The 18,604-nt window shown below is 39.2% G+C and carries 13 protein-coding genes; 5 read left to right on the plus strand and 8 right to left on the minus strand.

Going from position 1 to position 18,604, the window contains the following annotated elements; genetic code table 11:
* The first annotated feature begins 16 nt into the window (after positions 1-16).
* From serA to NG743_RS07255, 3 genes are all read left to right on the plus strand, one after another.
* On the plus strand, positions 17-1,597 hold the full coding sequence (gene serA, locus NG743_RS07245; RefSeq protein ID WP_027404236.1) for a phosphoglycerate dehydrogenase: 1,581 nt from the start codon (positions 17-19) through the stop codon (positions 1,595-1,597).
* A 210-nt stretch (positions 1,598-1,807) separates the two neighbouring features.
* Positions 1,808-2,728 carry a 50S ribosomal protein L11 methyltransferase gene (prmA, locus tag NG743_RS07250; RefSeq protein ID WP_027404235.1) on the plus strand — a complete coding sequence of 307 codons (921 nt, stop codon included), beginning with the start codon at positions 1,808-1,810 and terminating at the stop codon, positions 2,726-2,728.
* Between the two features lie 122 nt (positions 2,729-2,850).
* Positions 2,851-3,888 (plus strand): agmatinase family protein, encoded by a 1,038-nt coding sequence (locus tag NG743_RS07255; protein WP_027404234.1) that lies wholly within the window; start codon positions 2,851-2,853, stop codon positions 3,886-3,888.
* On the opposite strand, the gene NG743_RS07260 is transcribed toward NG743_RS07255, so the two are convergent.
* From NG743_RS07260 to NG743_RS07285, 6 genes are all read right to left on the minus strand, one after another.
* Positions 3,879-4,007, minus strand: coding sequence for a hypothetical protein (locus tag NG743_RS07260; protein ID WP_257121768.1), 129 nt, complete (start codon positions 4,005-4,007; stop codon positions 3,879-3,881). The genes NG743_RS07255 and NG743_RS07260 overlap by 10 nt on opposite strands.
* Before the next feature lie 739 nt (positions 4,008-4,746).
* The gene (locus tag NG743_RS07265; RefSeq protein WP_027404233.1) at positions 4,747-6,330 is read right to left on the minus strand and encodes an HlyD family type I secretion periplasmic adaptor subunit; all 1,584 of its coding nucleotides are present in this window, start codon (positions 6,328-6,330) and stop codon (positions 4,747-4,749) included.
* 147 nt (positions 6,331-6,477) lie between these two features.
* Positions 6,478-6,693, minus strand: coding sequence for a hypothetical protein (locus NG743_RS07270; protein WP_152540508.1), 216 nt, complete (start codon positions 6,691-6,693; stop codon positions 6,478-6,480).
* A gap of 1 nt (position 6,694) precedes the next feature.
* On the minus strand, positions 6,695-9,688 hold the full coding sequence (locus NG743_RS07275) for a peptidase domain-containing ABC transporter (RefSeq protein WP_193962148.1): 2,994 nt from the start codon (positions 9,686-9,688) through the stop codon (positions 6,695-6,697).
* Between the two features lie 56 nt (positions 9,689-9,744).
* Positions 9,745-10,449, minus strand: a complete 705-nt coding sequence (locus NG743_RS07280; protein WP_027404231.1) for a peptidylprolyl isomerase — start codon at positions 10,447-10,449, stop codon at positions 9,745-9,747.
* A 512-nt stretch (positions 10,450-10,961) separates the two neighbouring features.
* The gene (locus tag NG743_RS07285) at positions 10,962-11,726 is read right to left on the minus strand and encodes a COP23 domain-containing protein (protein ID WP_027404230.1); all 765 of its coding nucleotides are present in this window, start codon (positions 11,724-11,726) and stop codon (positions 10,962-10,964) included.
* A gap of 618 nt (positions 11,727-12,344) precedes the next feature.
* Between NG743_RS07285 and NG743_RS07290 the strand changes: the two genes are divergently transcribed.
* A complete protein-coding gene (locus NG743_RS07290; protein ID WP_371316503.1) occupies positions 12,345-13,145 on the plus strand; it encodes a type 1 glutamine amidotransferase in 801 nt (266 codons plus the stop codon).
* A 179-nt stretch (positions 13,146-13,324) separates the two neighbouring features.
* Positions 13,325-13,888 (plus strand): GAF domain-containing protein, encoded by a 564-nt coding sequence (locus NG743_RS07295; RefSeq protein ID WP_027404228.1) that lies wholly within the window; start codon positions 13,325-13,327, stop codon positions 13,886-13,888.
* 182 nt (positions 13,889-14,070) lie between these two features.
* Here the strand turns inward: NG743_RS07295 and topA are convergent, their stop codons facing one another.
* Together topA and NG743_RS07305 are read right to left on the minus strand one after the other, a co-directional pair.
* Positions 14,071-16,257 (minus strand): type I DNA topoisomerase, encoded by a 2,187-nt coding sequence (topA, locus tag NG743_RS07300; protein ID WP_257121769.1) that lies wholly within the window; start codon positions 16,255-16,257, stop codon positions 14,071-14,073.
* Positions 16,258-17,611: 1,354 nt separating this feature from the next.
* Positions 17,612-18,451, minus strand: coding sequence for an FAD-binding domain-containing protein (locus NG743_RS07305; RefSeq protein WP_027404226.1), 840 nt, complete (start codon positions 18,449-18,451; stop codon positions 17,612-17,614).
* Between the last annotated feature and the right edge of the window lie 153 nt (positions 18,452-18,604).

An 18,604-nucleotide genomic window follows, 5' to 3' on the forward strand; every position in this document is an offset into this window, starting at 1 on the left:
CCAAAATCAAGTAATTATGTCTAAGGTTCTTGTCTCCGACCCCATTGATCAAGTTGGTATTGATATTCTTTCCCAAGTAGCTACAGTTGATGTCAAAACCAGCCTCAAACCAGATGAACTCAAAGCCATCATTGGCGAGTATGACGCGCTGATGATCCGTTCTGGAACTCGCGTTACTCAAGAAATTATAGAAGCCGGTACAAAATTAAAAATTATTGGCCGGGCTGGCGTGGGTGTGGATAACGTTGATGTCCCCGCAGCTACCCGCAAAGGGATTATTGTCGTCAATTCCCCAGAAGGTAATACCATTGCCGCAGCCGAACACGCCTTAGCCATGATGTTGTCCTTATCTCGTCATATTCCTGATGCTAATGCTTCAGTAAAACGTGGTGAATGGGACCGGAAAAGTTATGTTGGTTCGGAAGTATACAAAAAAACCCTCGGTGTTGTCGGGTTAGGAAAAATTGGTTCTCATGTTGCTAGTGTCGCTAAGGCTATGGGGATGAAACTCCTCGCCTATGATCCATTTATCTCCACAGAAAGAGCCGAACAACTGGGTTGTCAACTGGTAGACTTAAATTTGCTATTCCAGCAAGCCGACTATATCACCTTACACATTCCCAAAACCACAGAAACTGCCAACTTAATCAACGCTAAAACTTTGGCGTTAATGAAACCCACTACCAGGATTATTAACTGCGCTCGTGGTGGCATTATTGATGAAGCGGCTTTAGCAGTGGCAATCAAAGATGGTGTAATTGCCGGGGCTGCATTAGATGTGTTCGATTCCGAACCATTAGGTGAATCGGAATTGCTACGCTTGGGTAAAGATGTTATTCTTACACCTCACCTCGGTGCTTCCACTGCTGAAGCCCAAGTTAATGTAGCCATAGATGTGGCTGAACAAATTCGGGATGTGTTATTAGGACTATCCGCCCGTTCCGCGGTGAATATTCCTGGACTTAGTCCTGATATCCTAGAAGAACTCAAGCCTTACATGGAATTAGCGGAAACCTTGGGGAACTTAGTTGGTCAACTCACCGGCGGTAGAGTTGAGACACTTAATGTTACACTACAAGGAGAACTGGCAACTAATAAAAGTCAACCCTTGGTAATAGCCGCCCTGAAAGGACTTCTTTACCAAGCCCTGCGGGAACGGGTAAATTATGTCAACGCCACCATAGAAGCCAAAGAACGAGGAATTAGAGTCATTGAAACCAGGGACGCTTCGGCACGGGATTATGCTGGTTCGTTGCATCTTCAAGCCACAGGAACTCTAGGTACACATTCTGTTACAGGTGCTTTGTTGGGTGATAAGGAAATCCACTTAACGGATGTTGACGGTTTCCCCATTAACGTTCCCCCCAGCAAATATATGCTGTTTACTCGACACCGTGATATGCCCGGTATTATTGGTAAACTCGGTTCTCTACTGGGTAGCTTTAATGTCAATATTGCCAGTATGCAGGTAGGTCGGAAAATCGTTCGTGGTGATGCTGTTATGGCTCTCAGCATTGATGATCCTTTACCCGATGGCATTTTAGCAGAAATTAAAAAAGTGGAAGGTATTCGAGACGCTTATACAGTCACACTTTAACTGTGATTTTTGGGATTTATTTGATGAAGATGATTAAATAATTTGAGAATTAGAAAAATCATCTTTAACTATGATTTTTGTGATTTATTTGATTAGGATGATTAGAAGGATTATCTTAATTATCTTAGTCATAAAAATCATAGTTTGTTTTCCCCAATCACCAATTACCAATCACCAATCACCAATTACCAATTACCAATCTAAAATCCTATGGCAAATACCTGGTGGGAATTAAATATTTTATCTGAACTAGATTTAGAAGAAACTATATTTTGGCGCTTAGAAAACTTTGGCTGTCGTGGTACAGCAGTAGAAATTAAGGGCAATGTCTCTTTTGTTAAGGCTTATTTACCCACCTTTAAAGTACAACTGCTAGATTTGGCTGCTTTATCGCTGTGGCTGCGTCAAGATGCCCTGTGTGTAGGACTCACCGCACCAGTGGTGCATTGGGGCTTAATTGACGAAGAAGACTGGTCTAGTAGCTGGAAACAACATTGGCAACCTGAAGAAATAGGCGATCGCTTTCTCATTAACCCTGCTTGGTTACCGTTACCTGAATTCCTAGACCGATTGGTAATTCGTCTTGATCCAGGCGTAGCCTTTGGTACAGGTAATCATGCCACCACTCAACTATGTTTAGAATCCCTAGAAATGCGCTTCAGTGAAATCCCCCAATCCTTCCTAGACACAGAAGAACCAAGAAAACCTTTAATTATCGCCGATATTGGTTGTGGTTCAGGTATTCTAGGCGTTGGGGCAATCTTATTAGGTGCGGGGAAAGTCTATGCCGTTGATAACGATCCTTTAGCCGTAAAATCTACTTTTAGTAATCGCACTCTGAATGAGATTCGTCCAGATTCTTTAATCCCTCTTGAGGGTAGTGTAGACATAGTCCGAAAAATCATTGATCAACCTGTAGACGGGATTGTTTGCAATATTTTAGCAGATGTAATTATCGAATTACTCCCAGAAATGACCGCCATTACCAAACCTAGCACTTGGGGTATATTCAGTGGTATTTTACTAGAACAATCTAAATCCGTTGCTGATGCTTTAGAACAAAATGGTTGGATTGTAGCTACTCTCTGGAAAAGAAAAGAATGGTGTTGTTTAAATGCCCGTCGTTCTTAATTATAAGTTATGGATTTTTTCCTATTGAATATCACCAAAAGTAATGGTAATTAAAATCAGCCGAGATTAACAAATATTGATAAAATATAAATATCAATCCCTAACCAGCACTAATTTTCAATATGAACGACTCCATTGAAAACTATAATCCCAACAGCGTAGCCGAAAAAAATGGCAACTTCATGGGATTACCATTTAATTACGATTCAGCCAACTTAATTATCTTCCCCATACCTTGGGAAGTCACGGTTTCCTATCGTGCCGGAACGGCCAACGGACCACAGCAAATTTTAGATGCCTCACGACAAATAGATTTATTTGATTTTGATCATCCTGATGGTTGGAAACAGGGAATATTTATGGTAGAAATTCCCCAGGAAATGATTGAAAAAAATAACTATTATCGTCAACAAGCAGCCATAATTATTGAACGTCAAGCCCAAGGTAAATCCCTAACAGACTCACCGGATTTAACTCCTATTCTAGAGGCAATTAACAAAGCAGGGGAACAGGTAAATCATTGGTTATTTACCCAAGCACAAGCAGCAATAAATCAAGGTAAACGAGTTGCTGTTATTGGTGGTGATCACAGTTCGCCATTAGGCTACTTTCAAGCTTTAGCTAATCAATATGATGACTGGGGTATTTTACATATTGATGCCCATGCAGACCTACGTAATGCCTATGAGGAATTTGAGTTTTCTCATGCGTCTATTATGTTTAATGCCATAAAAATACCGCAAATTTCTAAATTAGTCCAAGTAGGTGTACGAGATATTTGTCATGATGAAGTACAAATAATTAATCAATCAAATAATCGCATTATTGGTTATTATGATTCAGCAATTAAACAACAACTATATTCTGGTAAGACTTGGTTGGATTTATGTCGAGAAATTATCAATCATTTACCAGAAAAAGTTTATATTAGCTTCGACATTGATGGTTTAGACCCTAAACTTTGCCCCAACACAGGTACTCCTGTCCCTGGCGGACTGGAATTAGAACAAGTTTATTGTCTATTCCGCGAACTGGTAAATAGTGGTAGAAAAATTATTGGTTTTGATGTTTGTGAAGTTGGTGATGCTGAATGGGATGGTAATGTCGGGGCGCGAACAGTTTATAAGTTAGCAAATTTATTAGATTTATCTCAGAAATAGGGAACAGGTGACAGGGGGCAGGTGACAGGTGACAGGTGACAGGTGACAGGGGGCAGGTGACAGGTGACAGGTGACAGGTGACAGGTGACAGAAGTAATTTTCCAATTACCAATTACCAATTACCAATTACCAATTACCAATTACCATTCGCCATTTTGGCATAATAAATGATTTCTTATCAGGTTTTATGAAATTTGCATACATACTATAGGAAGATGCTGAAAATAAATCATATAGGTTAAATTAATTCGGGATGTTGTTATGCACTGGATTTAAGTCAAGGTTTGGTTGACAACCAAACCTTTTTTATTGCCCCTTTTCTCCCAGTTGATGATTTGATTAAAAATATACCTATTCAACAAACAAGATCCATTTGATTAGACATCTCCAAAAAAGATGTAGAGCCGAGAATCCCTACCCATGCAACGTCTCTACAAGGGTTTTATACTAAACACGGGTGAGATTTAAACTTTTGCCAAATGACAAAGAACCCAGAATCAACGCGGAGCAATGGCACGTATCCCTGCGAACTGCTTGCAGCAGCGCTTCGCTATCGCCGGAGGCATCAGCCATAATCCAACAAATACGTCGGTATATGGGTTTTACGTTAAATTGACACTTAATGATCACTGCTAAACCCCTAATTTTCTTTCTCCCACCACTTGACTTTCAAGACAGTATCTACTAAATCTCAACCCCTACACATATAGGTTAGGGACTTCCAATTAAAAAAATACCCAAAAATTTCTTGTGGTGCGGGACGAATTTGCCCGCTAATCATCAAGGACGGGCAGGATGCCCATCCCACAAAATTGGGTAATTGATTTTTTGGTGTTCCCTTAAGTCTTTTAAAAATCCCTAACGGACTTCGTTCAAACTCTCCACTTGCTTGGTAAACATCTCTGTAAATAAACTCATGACTGTCCGTTCTTCTCGGACTTTAATATTAGCAGTAATAGACATACCGGACTGTAAGGATATCTTTCTATCTTGATTGGTGAGACTTAATTGTTGTCTATCTAACTTGATTTTGGCGGGGAATCTATAAAATTGATGGTTTTGGTCGGGAGGTAAAGCATCTGAACCAATATCAATTACTTTACCCTTGATATCACCAAATTCACTAAAGGGAAAGGAATCAATTCTCACATCTACATTCATACCTTTCCTCACGAAACCAATATCTTTATTGGTGATGAAAACTTCGGCTATGAGGCTATCTTTGGGGACAATTTGTAGTAATTTTTGGGTAGAATTGGCAACAAAACCCGGATTTTTAGCTTGAAGATCAAAAATTACACCTCCTACAGGAGCGCGAAGTTCTTGATATTTAACGTTTAATTGTGTTTGGGAGATTTTACTATTAATATCTGCTAAACGCTGTTCATTTTCTAGAATAATTTTCATGAATTGACTATCAATTTCTGCAATCCGTTGTTTGTTAGCACCGATTTTTTCCAAAATAGTTTTATCAGAACTAGCAACTGTATTGGTTAATTGCTCTTTTCCTTTATCAATATCGAATTGTAGACGTTTTGCCTCTTCTTGTAATTGTGATATTTCTGCGGAAAGCGTTTGTACCTGTTGTTTTTGATTCAGATATTGCAGTTTAGAAATACCACCTTCTTCAGCTAAGGTTTTAAGACTAGCTAAAATCTGACTTTGAATTGCTAAGCCATTTTTAGTATCTTGCAGTTTAAATCTGGTTTGAGAAAGTTGTTTTCGGGTTTTTTCAACTTCTAAATCTGCGGCTTTAGAACGGGATTTTAATTCTGTTTTAGCAACTGCTAATAATTGTTGTTCATCAATTCCTGTACCTGCTGCTCCCGGTGAATTTCTTAATTGAGAACGTAATAATTCATTTTCTGCTACTAAGGAAGCGCGGCTTTTAAGCAGAAAAGCTGATTCTCCTGGGAGTCTACTGCGTAAAAATGCTATTTCAGCATCTATTCCGGTACTTGCTCCCATTAAGCGCCGATAGATATTGTTTTCTTGAATTAAAGCTATCCGAATCTTATTCAATGAATTTAATTCGGCTAGGGTCGCAATGGAATCAAAGGTCAATAATAAATCTCCTGGTTTTACCTCTTTACCATCTTTTACATACAGTGATTTTACAACTCCATTTATGGGAGCTTGTACGTCTTTGACTGTTCCTTCTGGTTTTAATTGTCCTGTGGCGGGAACTACTTGCTCAATTTTCGCTAAACAAGCCCAAATAATCCCAAAACAAGCTAATCCCATGAGGGTAAGCATGATGGTTCTTGACCAAATTGGGGATTGGCGTAAGACTACAGATTGCTCGAAGTTATTAAAATTAAAATCGGGTTTTGGCTGTTTAGGAGCGGGTTTGGGTGGTGTTAATACTTGTGCATCTCTATAAGATCCGTTACCGTTTCCGTTGCCATTTCCGTTGGTGTAACTACCATTAAGTCGAGTCATAATGATTTGGGATTTGGGATTTTAGATTGAATATTTAGGGGTGTGTAATTTTAGAGTTTGAAAAGTTTAATGTATTACTGCCTTTTTTCGTTTTCTCGTTCCATACTCTGTACTCTGTATGGGAATGAATTTATAAGAAACTTCCAATTAAAAAATATCCCAAAATTTCTTGTGGTGCAGTCCGAAAAGCCCGCTAATAATACAAAGACGGGCAAGATGCCCATCCCACAAGATTGGATCATTTTTTTTGTGGAGTTCTCTAACGGCTTTAGGCAGAGCCTCTGTAATGGCATTCCCATTCAGAAAATGGGAAAGAGATGAACAGGGTAAAGCATGAGCTAAACCCTTACAAATAACTGACAAATTACAAATTTACTTCTTGTTGTTGATAAAGGTAGAAATAATGACCTTTAGCTGCCATGAGTTCTTGATGACTACCTTGTTCTATCATTCTACTGTTATCCATGACGACGATAGTATCGGCATTACTAACAGTATTTAAACGGTGGGTAATGAAGAAGACTGTGTTGCCTTTGAAGGCGCGAGCTAAGTTCAAACAAATTTGCCTTTCTGTGGGATAATCTAGGGCACTGGTGGCTTCGTCTAAAACTAAGATTTTAGGTCTTTGTAATACAGAACGAGCGATCGCAATTCTCTGTCTTTGTCCACCAGAAAGGGCTGATCCCCGTTCCCCAACTCTTGTATTATAACCATTTGGCAAGGTCATAATAAATTCATGTGCAACAGCAATTTGTGCAGCTTCAATAATTTCTTCAGTTGTGGCATCAGGATTTGTTAAGGCAATATTTTCTTGAACTGTGCCATCAAATAAGAGCGTATCTTGGGGAACTACACCAATTTGCCGCCGCAGCGAATAAAGTTCGACTTTGGCAATGTCGTAACCATCAACTAAAATTCTGCCAGATTCTGCGTCATAAAGTCTGAGCAGTAATTTCATCATTGTACTTTTGCCTGAACCACTTTGTCCGACAATGCCCACAAATTTACCTGCGGCAAATTCGACGCTGACATTGCTGAGTTGTAGTGGTCCGCTGGCAGCAAATCGGAAGGAAACGTTTTCATATTTAACAGCACCGCTAATAGCAGGAAGGGAAATATTATTCCGATCTATTTCTGCTTCTTGTGGTGTGTCGACAATATCACCTAATCGTTCTAAAGATAAACCAGTTTCTTGGAAGTTTTGCCAGATTTGCGCCAACCGTAAGATTGGGGTAGTAACGTAACTAGAAATAATCCGAAAAGCAATTAATTCTCCTAATGTTAATTCTCCTTTTAAAACTAAATAAGCTCCCACCCATAAAACTAATAAACTGCTAAGTTTACTGAGAAACTGACTGGTTGAGTTAGCTAATGTGGAAGTAAGGACTGTTTTAAAACCAGCGGCGACAAACTTAGCATATTTATTTTGCCAAGAAAACCGAGAGCGTAATTCAATATTTTGGGCTTTAACTGTTTGAATGCCTGACATGACCTCAACTAAATAAGATTGAGTTTCGGCATTCCGTTCAGCTTTAGTTCTTAATTGTCTACTCACGGTGGGAGCAGCGACTAATGTCACTACCACAAATAGAGGAATTGTCCCTAATCCGACGAGAGTTAGTTGCCAACTATAAAACAACATGACAACTATATAAACGACGGAAAATAGGGCATCTAACACCACTGTTAAAGCCGTACCGGTGAGAAACTGACGGATATTTTCTAATTCATTAATTCTGGTGGATAGTTCACCAACTGGTCTTTTATCGAAATAGCGCAGTGGTAAGCGTAGCAAGTGGTCAATAATTTGTGACCCCAAACTCATATCAATGCGGTTGGTGGTATCTACAAATAAGTAAGTCCGCAAGGTGGTTAATACTGCTTCAAATACACCCACTGCTAATAGTAATACTCCTAGAATATTCAGGGTACTAATACTATTTTGGACGATGACTTTATCAATAATTAGCTGAATAACCAGAGGATTAGCGAGGGCAGCTAGTTGGACAAAGAAGGAAGCAATAAATACTTCTATCAGTACCCGGCGGTAACGTGATAAGTAAGGAACAAACCAAGATAACCCAAAGCGTTCTTTCGGTGTTTCTTTGGTTGCACTCAGTAATAAAACTCTAACTTGTGGTTGAAGATTAGCGTCATCGGTTTCTAATTCTTCTACTAATTGACTAATTTGGCAGTTGATAATGCCTTGAGATGGTAAACCCAAAACTACTGTTTTTCCATCTACCGCATAGAGGACAGCAAAACTGTCACGATAGCGAATTAATGCTGGTGTAGGAATCCGATTGATGGAAACAGCAGGAACATCAACTAGCTGGGATTTAAGTCCAATTAGTTCGGATAAATAAGCGCAAACTTGAAAAGATATACTACCTTGACGCTTAATTTGGTCGTTTAAAATGCGGCGGACTACTTCTTTCCGAAAGGGCATTTCTAAATGCTTGGATAGCATTTGAAAACAAGCTAGAGTGGCATCTAATTCTCCTTGTCCTCGGAAAAATGGATAGTTTTGATTTTTAAGTTGCTTGTTTGATGTGGCGGGGGGAACAAATTCTGGTTCTTGGGCGTAGGGAATTTCCGAATCTGCTCTGCTATCTGATATAGTTTCTAATGTTTCGGATTCAATGGTAACACCATCAAGTAATGATAGGTCTTGAGGATTAATGCCCAATAAACGGAGAGGAATGTTACCTTTAACTTCAATTACGTCGGTTTCTATGCGAGAATTGGGTGGGAAATTGGGTAGGGAACTACGACCACTCACAAACCAAATGCGATCGCTATCTAATTCTCTTAAAGCAGTTTTTCCTGGTGATAAATAATGAATTTTTGCTTCTAATTGAGCCTGTTGGGTAATTTCTTTGAGGTTGTGATTTACTAAAGCTTTTTGTGCTACCTGGGAACTCAAAACATCAAATATTTCAATTGGGTGACTTATGTGTTGACGAGCTTTAGCAAAGGCTGGATTGCGGTTGATAAATTGCAAATAATCTGCGGCTTTCCAGGTTAAACAGATGACTTCTGTGGAAGCGATCGCTGTTTCACAAGGAAGTTCACGCAACCAAGCAATTTCGCCAATTGTTGCCCCTGGTTGCAGTAATTTTAATGTAATTGGTAATTGGTTTTGGGGATTATATCCCAATAGTCTGACGTTGCCTTGATAAAGAATGGCTATCCTTTCTGGTAGTTGTTCTTTACCAATAATTTTTTGTCCTATGCGATAACGCAAAGGCTGGAGAATTTGTGATGATAAGAGGTTATTAATTTCCTCTTTCGATAATTGATCAAATCCTTCAATACTGGCAATGAATTCTTCAAAGGTACTCTGAATATAAGTCATATTGATTGAGTTATTTATTTCACTTCATTTTGGCGAAAAGGTGGATATTTGGCGATTTATATGGTCTGAATCTGACATTTTTTTTCTGTCATTTGTGTTTGTAACCACTGATTAAATCGTTCATTTAGTAATCGTTGTCGCATGGAACGATCTAGTTGGGCTGGGAGTATTTTTTCCAATCGAACAATTACTAGGACGTTATTGATTTGAGTCGGTGGTGATAGTTGTTGTGGTTGACTTTTGGAGAGGATATTCACCAACATGGGATGGAGGGATTGTAAATCTATAGGTCCGACTAAGCCATCTGTTTGAGATTCTGGTCCTTGGGCGTATTCCCGTGCTAATTCCGCAAAAGATTGTTCACCCTCTTGAATACGGAAGTAAATTTCTTGAGCGATACCAAGTTCTGAGGTGGTAATTAGGGAATAAATCACTCTATCTAACTGGTTTTTCCGTTGAAAAAAGTAGGAGTTTAAATCCCCTCCCCAGGTTTCTTCTTTGAACTTTTCTAGTTTTAATTGTCGTACGGCCATGATCTGTAATTTTTGGAAACTTTCGCTCTGTGGTTCTATTCCCTGATATTGTTGGGCTAATTGTTCACAGGCTAGTTTTTCTTCTTCTGGGGTACAGACAATTTCTGCGATCGCTTGATCAATGAATATTTCCTTAATTAATAGCGGTAATAGCTGGTATTCCGACAATAATGATAAAACTTCTGTAGGCTGGAGGGTGCGATCGCCCAATTGTAGAACTTGATTCATATTACTTGTAATCAGGTTTGTTACCATTGTTAATTTCTCTTCAAAAGATAGTAGAACTAGATTGTCACCAAGTTATATTTTGGTTAAATTATACAATTTATGACAACTTTACTCTGCTTTGGTTTCAGTGTAGTATTTAAATACTAATTATTTGCCAATAACCAAGAGTTGATTTCTGGGCATTTAAGTAGTCAGAGTGCTGATATTTGGATATTATCGTACCAACTTACCATAAATTAATCAATTTGTCATATCAAACTTACTTTGTAGGAAATCGGGCATAATGACGAATTAGCAGCCTAAATTAGATAACCAGTCATTGCGGTTATTGCGTATTCTTCACTTACTCACTAATCTTCAAAAATCAATCTATCCTGAGAAATAATTACAACACCTAATAAGTTAATACAGGACAAAATTATATAAAGGGTAAATTTAATTTCTCTAAAAAGGTAAATATAATCACAAAAATACTGTAGGGGCAAACCCCCTGTGGTTGCCCGGAATCATAATTAACGAAATCTGCCCGGATTTAGCCGATTGGGGCTTTGGCGTGTGGTACTACCTTTAATTGCTACTCCATTTCTCAGTTTTCCACCAGTACCACCATCTTTAGGATCAAGGTATGGTTTCAAATTAATCCCACCTTTAGTAGAAGTAACTTGATTCTTGCTACCACCTAAAAGCGTTTGTCCGAGACTGTATAAGCTATTGCCATTACTGCTATTACGATTAGTGTAAGTATTGACAGCAATAGTTTGTTGTCCACTATCAGCAGTAGTTAAATTTTGGAATACACTATTGCGAATAGTATAAGGATCTTTGCCACGAGGGACTGTTAAGACAATTCGACAACTGGGTTGGGCTTCGGTGGTGACACAGATAATATTTTCGCTATTTTCTACCGCTATTTGCAGTTCTTGTAATCCATCTGGGCGATATAATTCTAAACGGGTGGCGATCGCTTGACAACGTTTCTGAGCATCCCACCCGCCTCCTAAATTCTGAGGTGCAGCCCAAGCAAAGTATTGTCCAGGTTGACTTTGGGGCTGATACATGACTGTAAACTGTCCATTGTTAGACTGGCAACTAAATCTGGCGCTACTGTCAACTGTGGTGGAAGTTGGTATGGTGGTTGATGAACCTGATGGTACTGTAGTAGATGAACCTGATGGTATTGTAGGAACAACAACTTGAGCAAAAGCTACAGTATTACCAAAAAATAAAGAACAGCCCAGACTACTCAATAATAGAACCCGAAGTGATTGTAATGACATAAATATAACCTCTGTGAGAAACAGGTAAATAGTTGATATCTCTATTGACGGAGAATATATTTTTTTGATTCATTAACAATACCTGTTTTTTTATTTTTAATATACATAGCAGAAACCGCTACAAGCTACGAAGGATTATCAGCAGCTTACAGCGGTTTCTTGATTAGGTTGTAGTTCAATACAAAAATAATAGAAGTGGACTTGACAAGCAATCAATTAAATCCGATTTAAATTACGCTTCCGTTTAAAACCCTTATTTCTAATGGGCAGGCACTTCTGGCTGCGAGTTCAACACCTCCAATAACAATTTGGTGAGATTTAGGCGAAAAAACTTTGACAGGAAGCTAAAATCTAAAATTGATTGCCGATACATTAGAGCAGGAGGCACAAACTCTAATGAACAGTTCGGACTTAAGGTTTGACTTTTAACCTTCTTGTACCATACTTTTAATTTAGCATGAGTTTTTTTATTTGCGTTGTCTATTTACTAAACTTGAAATTCATTAATATATTGCAACAATTCGGAAGATAGCGCAGACCTCACAATTTGGAATGGGCGCAGGCTCTGCGCCCCTACCTGACTCCTGCTATAGTAGAAGTTTTATAAGTTATAAACCGATGGAAATTATTATTGGTTGGCTATATCCCAAGTTGATGAGTACTTATGGCGATCGCGGAAATGTGATCACTATCCAACGTCGCGCTCAATGGCGGGGGTATAATGTGACTGTGTTACCTTTAGACCAAGAGTCCACCACAGAAGATATAAAATCAGTAGATGTGATTGTTGGTGGGGGCGCACAGGATCGTCAGCAAGAAATTGTCATGAGGGATTTGCAAGGAGCAAAGGCTGAGGCAATGCGTGATAAAATCGAACATGGCACGCCGGGAGTTTTTACCTGCGGTTCTCCCCAACTGCTGGGAAATTATTACGAACCAGCCTTTGGACAAAGAATTGACGGTTTAGGAATCTTAGATTTAGTTTCTATTCATCCTGGTGAAAATACGAAAAGATGTATTGGCAATTTGGTGATAGAAGTTACAGCTTCCCGGTTAGCACAGGAACTAGAAGCAATGACGGGAACAAAACCTTATTTAGTTGGGTTTGAAAATCATGGCGGAAGAACTACATTAGGAAAAGTGGAAGCTTTGGGGCGTGTGGTGTATGGTTTGGGGAATAATGGAGAAGATGGAACAGAAGGCGCGTTTTATCAAAATGCGATCGCTACCTATTCTCACGGTCCATTATTACCAAAAAATCCTTTTGTTGCCGACTGGTTAATTCAAACTGCGTTAAAGTTAAAATATCAGCAAGAAATTAAACTTTCACATTTAGAAGATACTTTGGCAATGCAAGGACGGGAAGCGATATTGAAACGCTTAAAAGTTAATTTACCCAGTGTGGCTGGAGTTAGGTAATAGGTAATAGGTAATGGGTAATGGGTAATGGGTAAAACATTCTTCCCAATTACCAATCACCAGTTACCAGGTTCATAAACTACATTATTTCTTTATTAAATAAGAATAATTGTCTGTACAATATCTGATAAGTTTCTATAGAAGCGTGAAATTGTTTAATTAGTTATTATTTTAAATCTGTGCAACTTCCTTTCGACTCCGCTCAAGGTAAACCTTCTTCCCCAGAATCTGAAAATAGCTCAAATTGTCACCCTGATGAGGGGTTGCAAAAATTACTTAATCGCCTTGTTATCAGAATAGAACGCGATGAATTAGTGCGAAAAACGACAAATCACCTGAGAGAATCACTTCAGGCTAATCGTGTAGTATTGTATTATTTCTATGAACAATGGCAAGGGCAGGTAACATTTGAATCATTGAGTGCTGATGAATATTCGATTCTTGGTTTTACCGGACCAAGCGGTTGTTTTAACCATGAATATGCTGCTTTGTACTTAGAAGGAAGAGTAAGAGCGATCGCTGATATAGAATTAGAACCAATTCAGGATTGTCACCGTGATTTTCTTCGCAGTATGCAAGTTCGCGCCAATTTGGTAGTACCAATTCTCATACCGCGAGGATTATGGGGACTATTAGTAGCGCATCATTGTCAAAATTCCCGTAATTGGACATTAACAGATATTGAACTAATGCAAACAGGAGCGCGAACTTTAGCAACAGATTCTAATATTTTAGAAAGTTAAAAATCAACTCGGCGTTGCTGATTAAGGGTATGAATTTTAGTCTCACGCAAAGGCGCAATCACGCTTCGTGATCTCGAAGAGTAGACGCACTGAGGTTTGAGTTTTAAAGGTTCAATTTGGGAATTTCATACCTCAATTCAGCAACCCATCAACTCCATTAATTCATCCTTCTTTATCCGCGTTCATCTGCGTTCATCTGCGTTAAAATCATTTAAATTCCCAAGTTTAGGACTCCACCACCCTTTTGCAGTATGAAAATAAGCCACATCCTGATGTTTCTTATCCTTCCATGAATCCTGACCAGAACAACGCAGCATAGTTTTATTTTGCCCATCTTTAATATAACTATATTCCTCTAAGGGTTTCTTGCATACTGGACAGGGATGTGCAGTAATTTTTGCTGAAGATTTGGGAGCATTTTCATTTGCAGATGTTTTAGTTTTCGGTGCTTCCCACTTCTTGTTAAAATCGCTCCAAAATAGCACAATGTTTTCACAACCACTCACACATTTAAGAAAGTATTTCTTTTTAACTTTACTGCTGGGAATTTTAGCTAAACACTCCTTGCAATCAGGACAACGAGTTCTAGAAGTTTCATATTTGCGGTCAACAAAATTATTAGTTTTAGCTGTAGTTGATGAATTAATAACTACAGTTTTAGCATTGGAAAGCGCAGGGACAAAATAACTTTGATTCCAATTAGTTAGGTAATGTTGCCAAGAGTTTTTGCCTTCAGAAATTGCATCTAGGGCATTTTCCATTTTAGCAGTAAATTCGGCTTCTAATAAATCGGGTAAAGCTTTTTGTAAAAATTCATCTACTTCTAAACCCAAATTTGTGGGTTGAAGATTGTCTTTTTTCAATTCTACATAATTGCGTTTTTTTAAAGTGGCAATTGTCGGAGCATAGGTACTAGGGCGACCAATACCTTTTCTTTCCATCAATTGAACTAGTTTGGGTTCACTATATCTGGGTGGTGGTTGGGTTTGTTTTTGGTCATGTCCCGCTTTGGCTAAATTCAGTTTTTGTCCTTGTTGTAATAAAGGCAAAACTGCATCTTTGCTAAGATTCAGCCAATATTTTGCATAACCGTAAAATTCAATTACCTGCCCTCTAGCTTGCCATAGAATATTACCTGATTTGGTAATTACTAGAGTTTTACGAAGTTGTGCCGGACGACATTGAGAAGCGATCGCTCTTTTCCAAATCATCACATATAGGTTAAACTCATCTTCAGGTAATTCTGCCCGTAATTGCACCGAAGGACGAAAAACATCTGTAGGACGAATGGCTTCGTGTGCTTCCTGGGCGGTTTTACTACTACGCTGTTTGGCTACTTGCTGGGGGACATTTTGCGGGTCATTTTGTTCCAACCATTGACGAGCGCTCGCACAAAATTCAGGACTCAACATGACTGAATCTGTTCGCATATATGTAATCAACCCTGCCTCATATAGCTTTTGTGCCACCTGCATGGTTTTATCGGGGGAAAATTTCAACTTTGAACCGGCAGCTTGTTGGAGGGTGGAGGTGGTAAATGGTGGAGGGGGTTGACGATAAACCAGTTTCCCTTCTAGGTGAATAATTTGATGAGGATGAAGTTTTGCTTCTTCAACTAATCTATTTGCTTCTGCTTCCGAGAGAACGCGCTGAGATTCGGGTTTTTCGGGGTTGTTACTAGCTGCATCATCGTGAGTTTCCGTTTCTGCTTCTGGTGTTTCTTTCTCAGTATTGGCCGTACCTTTGTAAAAAGCCCGGAATCCTTCTTGATAATCTACCCAGACACTCCAGTAATCTTGGGGAACAAAAGCCAGAATTTCTCTTTCGCGCTGACAAATGAGATGTAATGTGGCGCTTTGAACTCTACCTACACTTTTTGCCCCGTTATTTAATGCCCAAACTAGGGGACTACCTTTATAACCTACCAACTTATCCAGACAATCTCGACATAATCCTGCACCGATGAGATTGGTGTCAAGTTTTCTGGGATGGGCGATCGCATTTCGCACCGCTGATGGTGTAATCTCAGTATAAACTACTCGTTTGGGGTCTTTTAATCCTAACGTTTCTTTAAGATGCCAAGCAATGGTTTCTCCTTCTCTATCTGGGTCTGTAGCCAAAACAACTTCATCAACTTGCCTAACCGCCGCTTTTAATTGTTGAATTGTTTCCTTTGCCCGTTGGTCACGGGGAACATAATTGCAGCTAACAGTATTACCATCCATTGTAAATCCTAGTGAATCATCACCCTCATTACTGAGTTCGCGGATATGTCCACAACTAGCGCGAACAATCCAATCTGCACCGAGAATTTGACTCAGTTTTTTGACTTTTCCGGGAGATTCGACCACTAGGAGGCGTTTAGGCATGGCGCTTGTTTTTGAGATGCTTTATCTAGGATAATTGAGAACGAGTGTATTTACCATTCATAGCACAAAGAAAAATTAAGTAATTGGACAAAAATATTTATACTCAACACGGCTTAATAATTTGATTCTGTGGGTAGGGGTAAAGCAAGAGCTTCATAGGTGTCAACTTAAGCTCAAATCCTGATGATATCTCGTTCCCAGTCTCTGACTGGGAATGCTATTACAGAGGCTCTGCCTCTGTTTTCATAGAAGGCAGAGCCTTCTAGAATTCATTCCCATACAGAGTATGGGAACGAGAAATTCATTCCCAGGCGGGCTATGGGTTTTACGTTAATACTATTAGGGACTTCCAAGAAATAAATTATCCTGATTAACGAACCACAGAGGCGCAGAGGACACAGAGGAATAAGGGTTTGAGAGATTTTTGCGTTAGGTGGTTGAGTATTTTTTTATTTGGAAGTCCCTTAGACTGGGAATTCATTCCCAGGCGGGCTATGGGTTTTACTTTAAGTTGACACCAATGAAGCTCTTGCTTTACCCCTACAAATCTAGGTTTTTCGTAATTTTGTAAAAGTCCATGTCTCAACCGTGTTTAGTATACAGTCATTGCGAGCGAAGGGAAGCAATCACAACCCTTGCGATTGCTTCATTTCACTTCGTTCCATATGGCTAACGCCACGCAACGCTTACGCAATGGCATTGTGTAATTAATTTTGCCTCACTACTTAGAGCCGCTTTAAAATCCTTAAATTATACTGTAAAAAATCAATTGGGAAAGGACTATTTAGCTCATATCACAGCAATTTTCTCATTAAAACAAAATATAAACATCTAAAAACCCGATCAAGGTTGACCGGGTTCTAATGAATTTGCAGGTTTCAAATGATTAAAGTGAGTAAGTGAATTTAAGTTACTAAGGGTGGACTTTCTAAAACGCAAATACAGCATCTCCACGTCTTTCCGCTCTGGGATTTGGCCTCGCCACCTCATCTAGAGTTTGGCTAGTTGCCACTTCGTCATCAATAACGCTGTAATTGTCGGGCTTATGATAGGGGGACACACTGATCATTTACCGTTCTATAAAACTTACCCAAAATTACCAAAGTCTAGACACATCTGGACAGCGATAGTCTTAGCGTTTACTTCCTGCTTCATCGCGGTCTTAGAATGACTTCCAAGAGGTTCGCCCGCTCCACAGACAATCCCGGTAGAACTTACCGTTTCTGACCGTAGTTCCTAAAAAGAACCCTTTCTTTTAGTCGGTTTTTATTTGCTTGGTGTCCTATGCTTTTAAGATATCATTTGATTTTTGAGATAGGACTTATTCTTTACATTTATTAACAAATTGGTGGGCTTATTTTCGATGATTGCCTTTTTGCCAACTTTGACTATTAGGCTGTTTGCTGAATTTAGCTTGAGGAAAAAGTCGCTGTTCTACTTGTTCATAACTGCCTTCAAAGTCGCATTTACCGAAATGGGGACATTGACGACAATAAACGCCTTTGCTGTAACGTTCTAGATTCTCACGGTTGAAAAAATAGGGTTTATGACTAAATGTACTTGCTACCCATTGCCATGACATATTGTTACTTGCTGGATCACCGTCGAGTAAATGTTGGAGAAACCATTTTGCGCCGGCTTGCCATTGAATATGCCGCCAATGGATAATATAAGCTGCTAACCACATTCTCATGTGGTTGTGTAGGTAGCCTGTTTCTCGTAGTTCCTGACTAAAGCTGTCAATGCAAACTAGTCCTGTCGTTCCGGTTGTGATATCTTCAGGTAGTTGGGCTGCGTAGTCTGTTGATTGATAACCGGTTTTGAATTCTTCTTGATTTTGCCAAATCTCGTTTCCTAGTTTGACATATAATCTTTGCCAATAATCACGCCAGCCTAGTTCATTAATTAGTTTATTAGCATCCTCTGGATTGTCAATTCGGTTGAGTATATATTCTCGAACTTCGCGCAAACTCAAGACTCCATGCCGAAGGTATGGTGATAATTTGGTAATGTCACCAGTTAGGAAGTTACGGGTTTTTGCGTAAGCTATGGGGTCAATTTTTTGTAGTGCTTGTTGTGCGGCTTTCCTTCCTCCGGGAATATCGCTAATGTGATCATCTTGTGCTGCGGCTTGGGGGAACTGTTCCTTGAGATATGCGACTAATTCGGCTCGATTGTGGAAATCACGTAACATAAAATTTGTATATGTCAATTTAAGATTTTAAGAATAATTAAACGCAGATGAACGCCAATAAATGCAGATAAGGACGGATGAGTCAATGTATTTTATGATTCTGTGGACATTCACGTAAAATTGGTATTAGTAGTTTACATCAGATGTGGTTTT

The organism is Dolichospermum heterosporum TAC447 (assembly GCF_024584745.1).
Taxonomy (GTDB): Bacteria; Cyanobacteriota; Cyanobacteriia; order Cyanobacteriales; family Nostocaceae; genus Dolichospermum; species Dolichospermum heterosporum.

Excerpts from the sequence above, each read along its gene's own strand:
- NG743_RS07255 (WP_027404234.1), top strand. The coding sequence starts at position 2,851 with ATGAACGACTCCATTGAAAACTATAATCCCAACAGCGTAGCCGAAAAA.
- NG743_RS07265 (WP_027404233.1), bottom strand. The coding sequence starts at position 6,330 with ATGACTCGACTTAATGGTAGTTACACCAACGGAAATGGCAACGGAAAC.
- serA (WP_027404236.1), top strand. The coding sequence starts at position 17 with ATGTCTAAGGTTCTTGTCTCCGACCCCATTGATCAAGTTGGTATTGAT.
- prmA (WP_027404235.1), top strand. The coding sequence starts at position 1,808 with ATGGCAAATACCTGGTGGGAATTAAATATTTTATCTGAACTAGATTTA.
- NG743_RS07280 (WP_027404231.1), bottom strand. The coding sequence starts at position 10,449 with ATGAATCAAGTTCTACAATTGGGCGATCGCACCCTCCAGCCTACAGAA.
- NG743_RS07275 (WP_193962148.1), bottom strand. The coding sequence starts at position 9,688 with ATGACTTATATTCAGAGTACCTTTGAAGAATTCATTGCCAGTATTGAA.
- NG743_RS07290 (WP_371316503.1), top strand. The coding sequence starts at position 12,345 with ATGGAAATTATTATTGGTTGGCTATATCCCAAGTTGATGAGTACTTAT.
- topA (WP_257121769.1), bottom strand. The coding sequence starts at position 16,257 with ATGCCTAAACGCCTCCTAGTGGTCGAATCTCCCGGAAAAGTCAAAAAA.
- NG743_RS07285 (WP_027404230.1), bottom strand. The coding sequence starts at position 11,726 with ATGTCATTACAATCACTTCGGGTTCTATTATTGAGTAGTCTGGGCTGT.
- NG743_RS07305 (WP_027404226.1), bottom strand. The coding sequence starts at position 18,451 with ATGTTACGTGATTTCCACAATCGAGCCGAATTAGTCGCATATCTCAAG.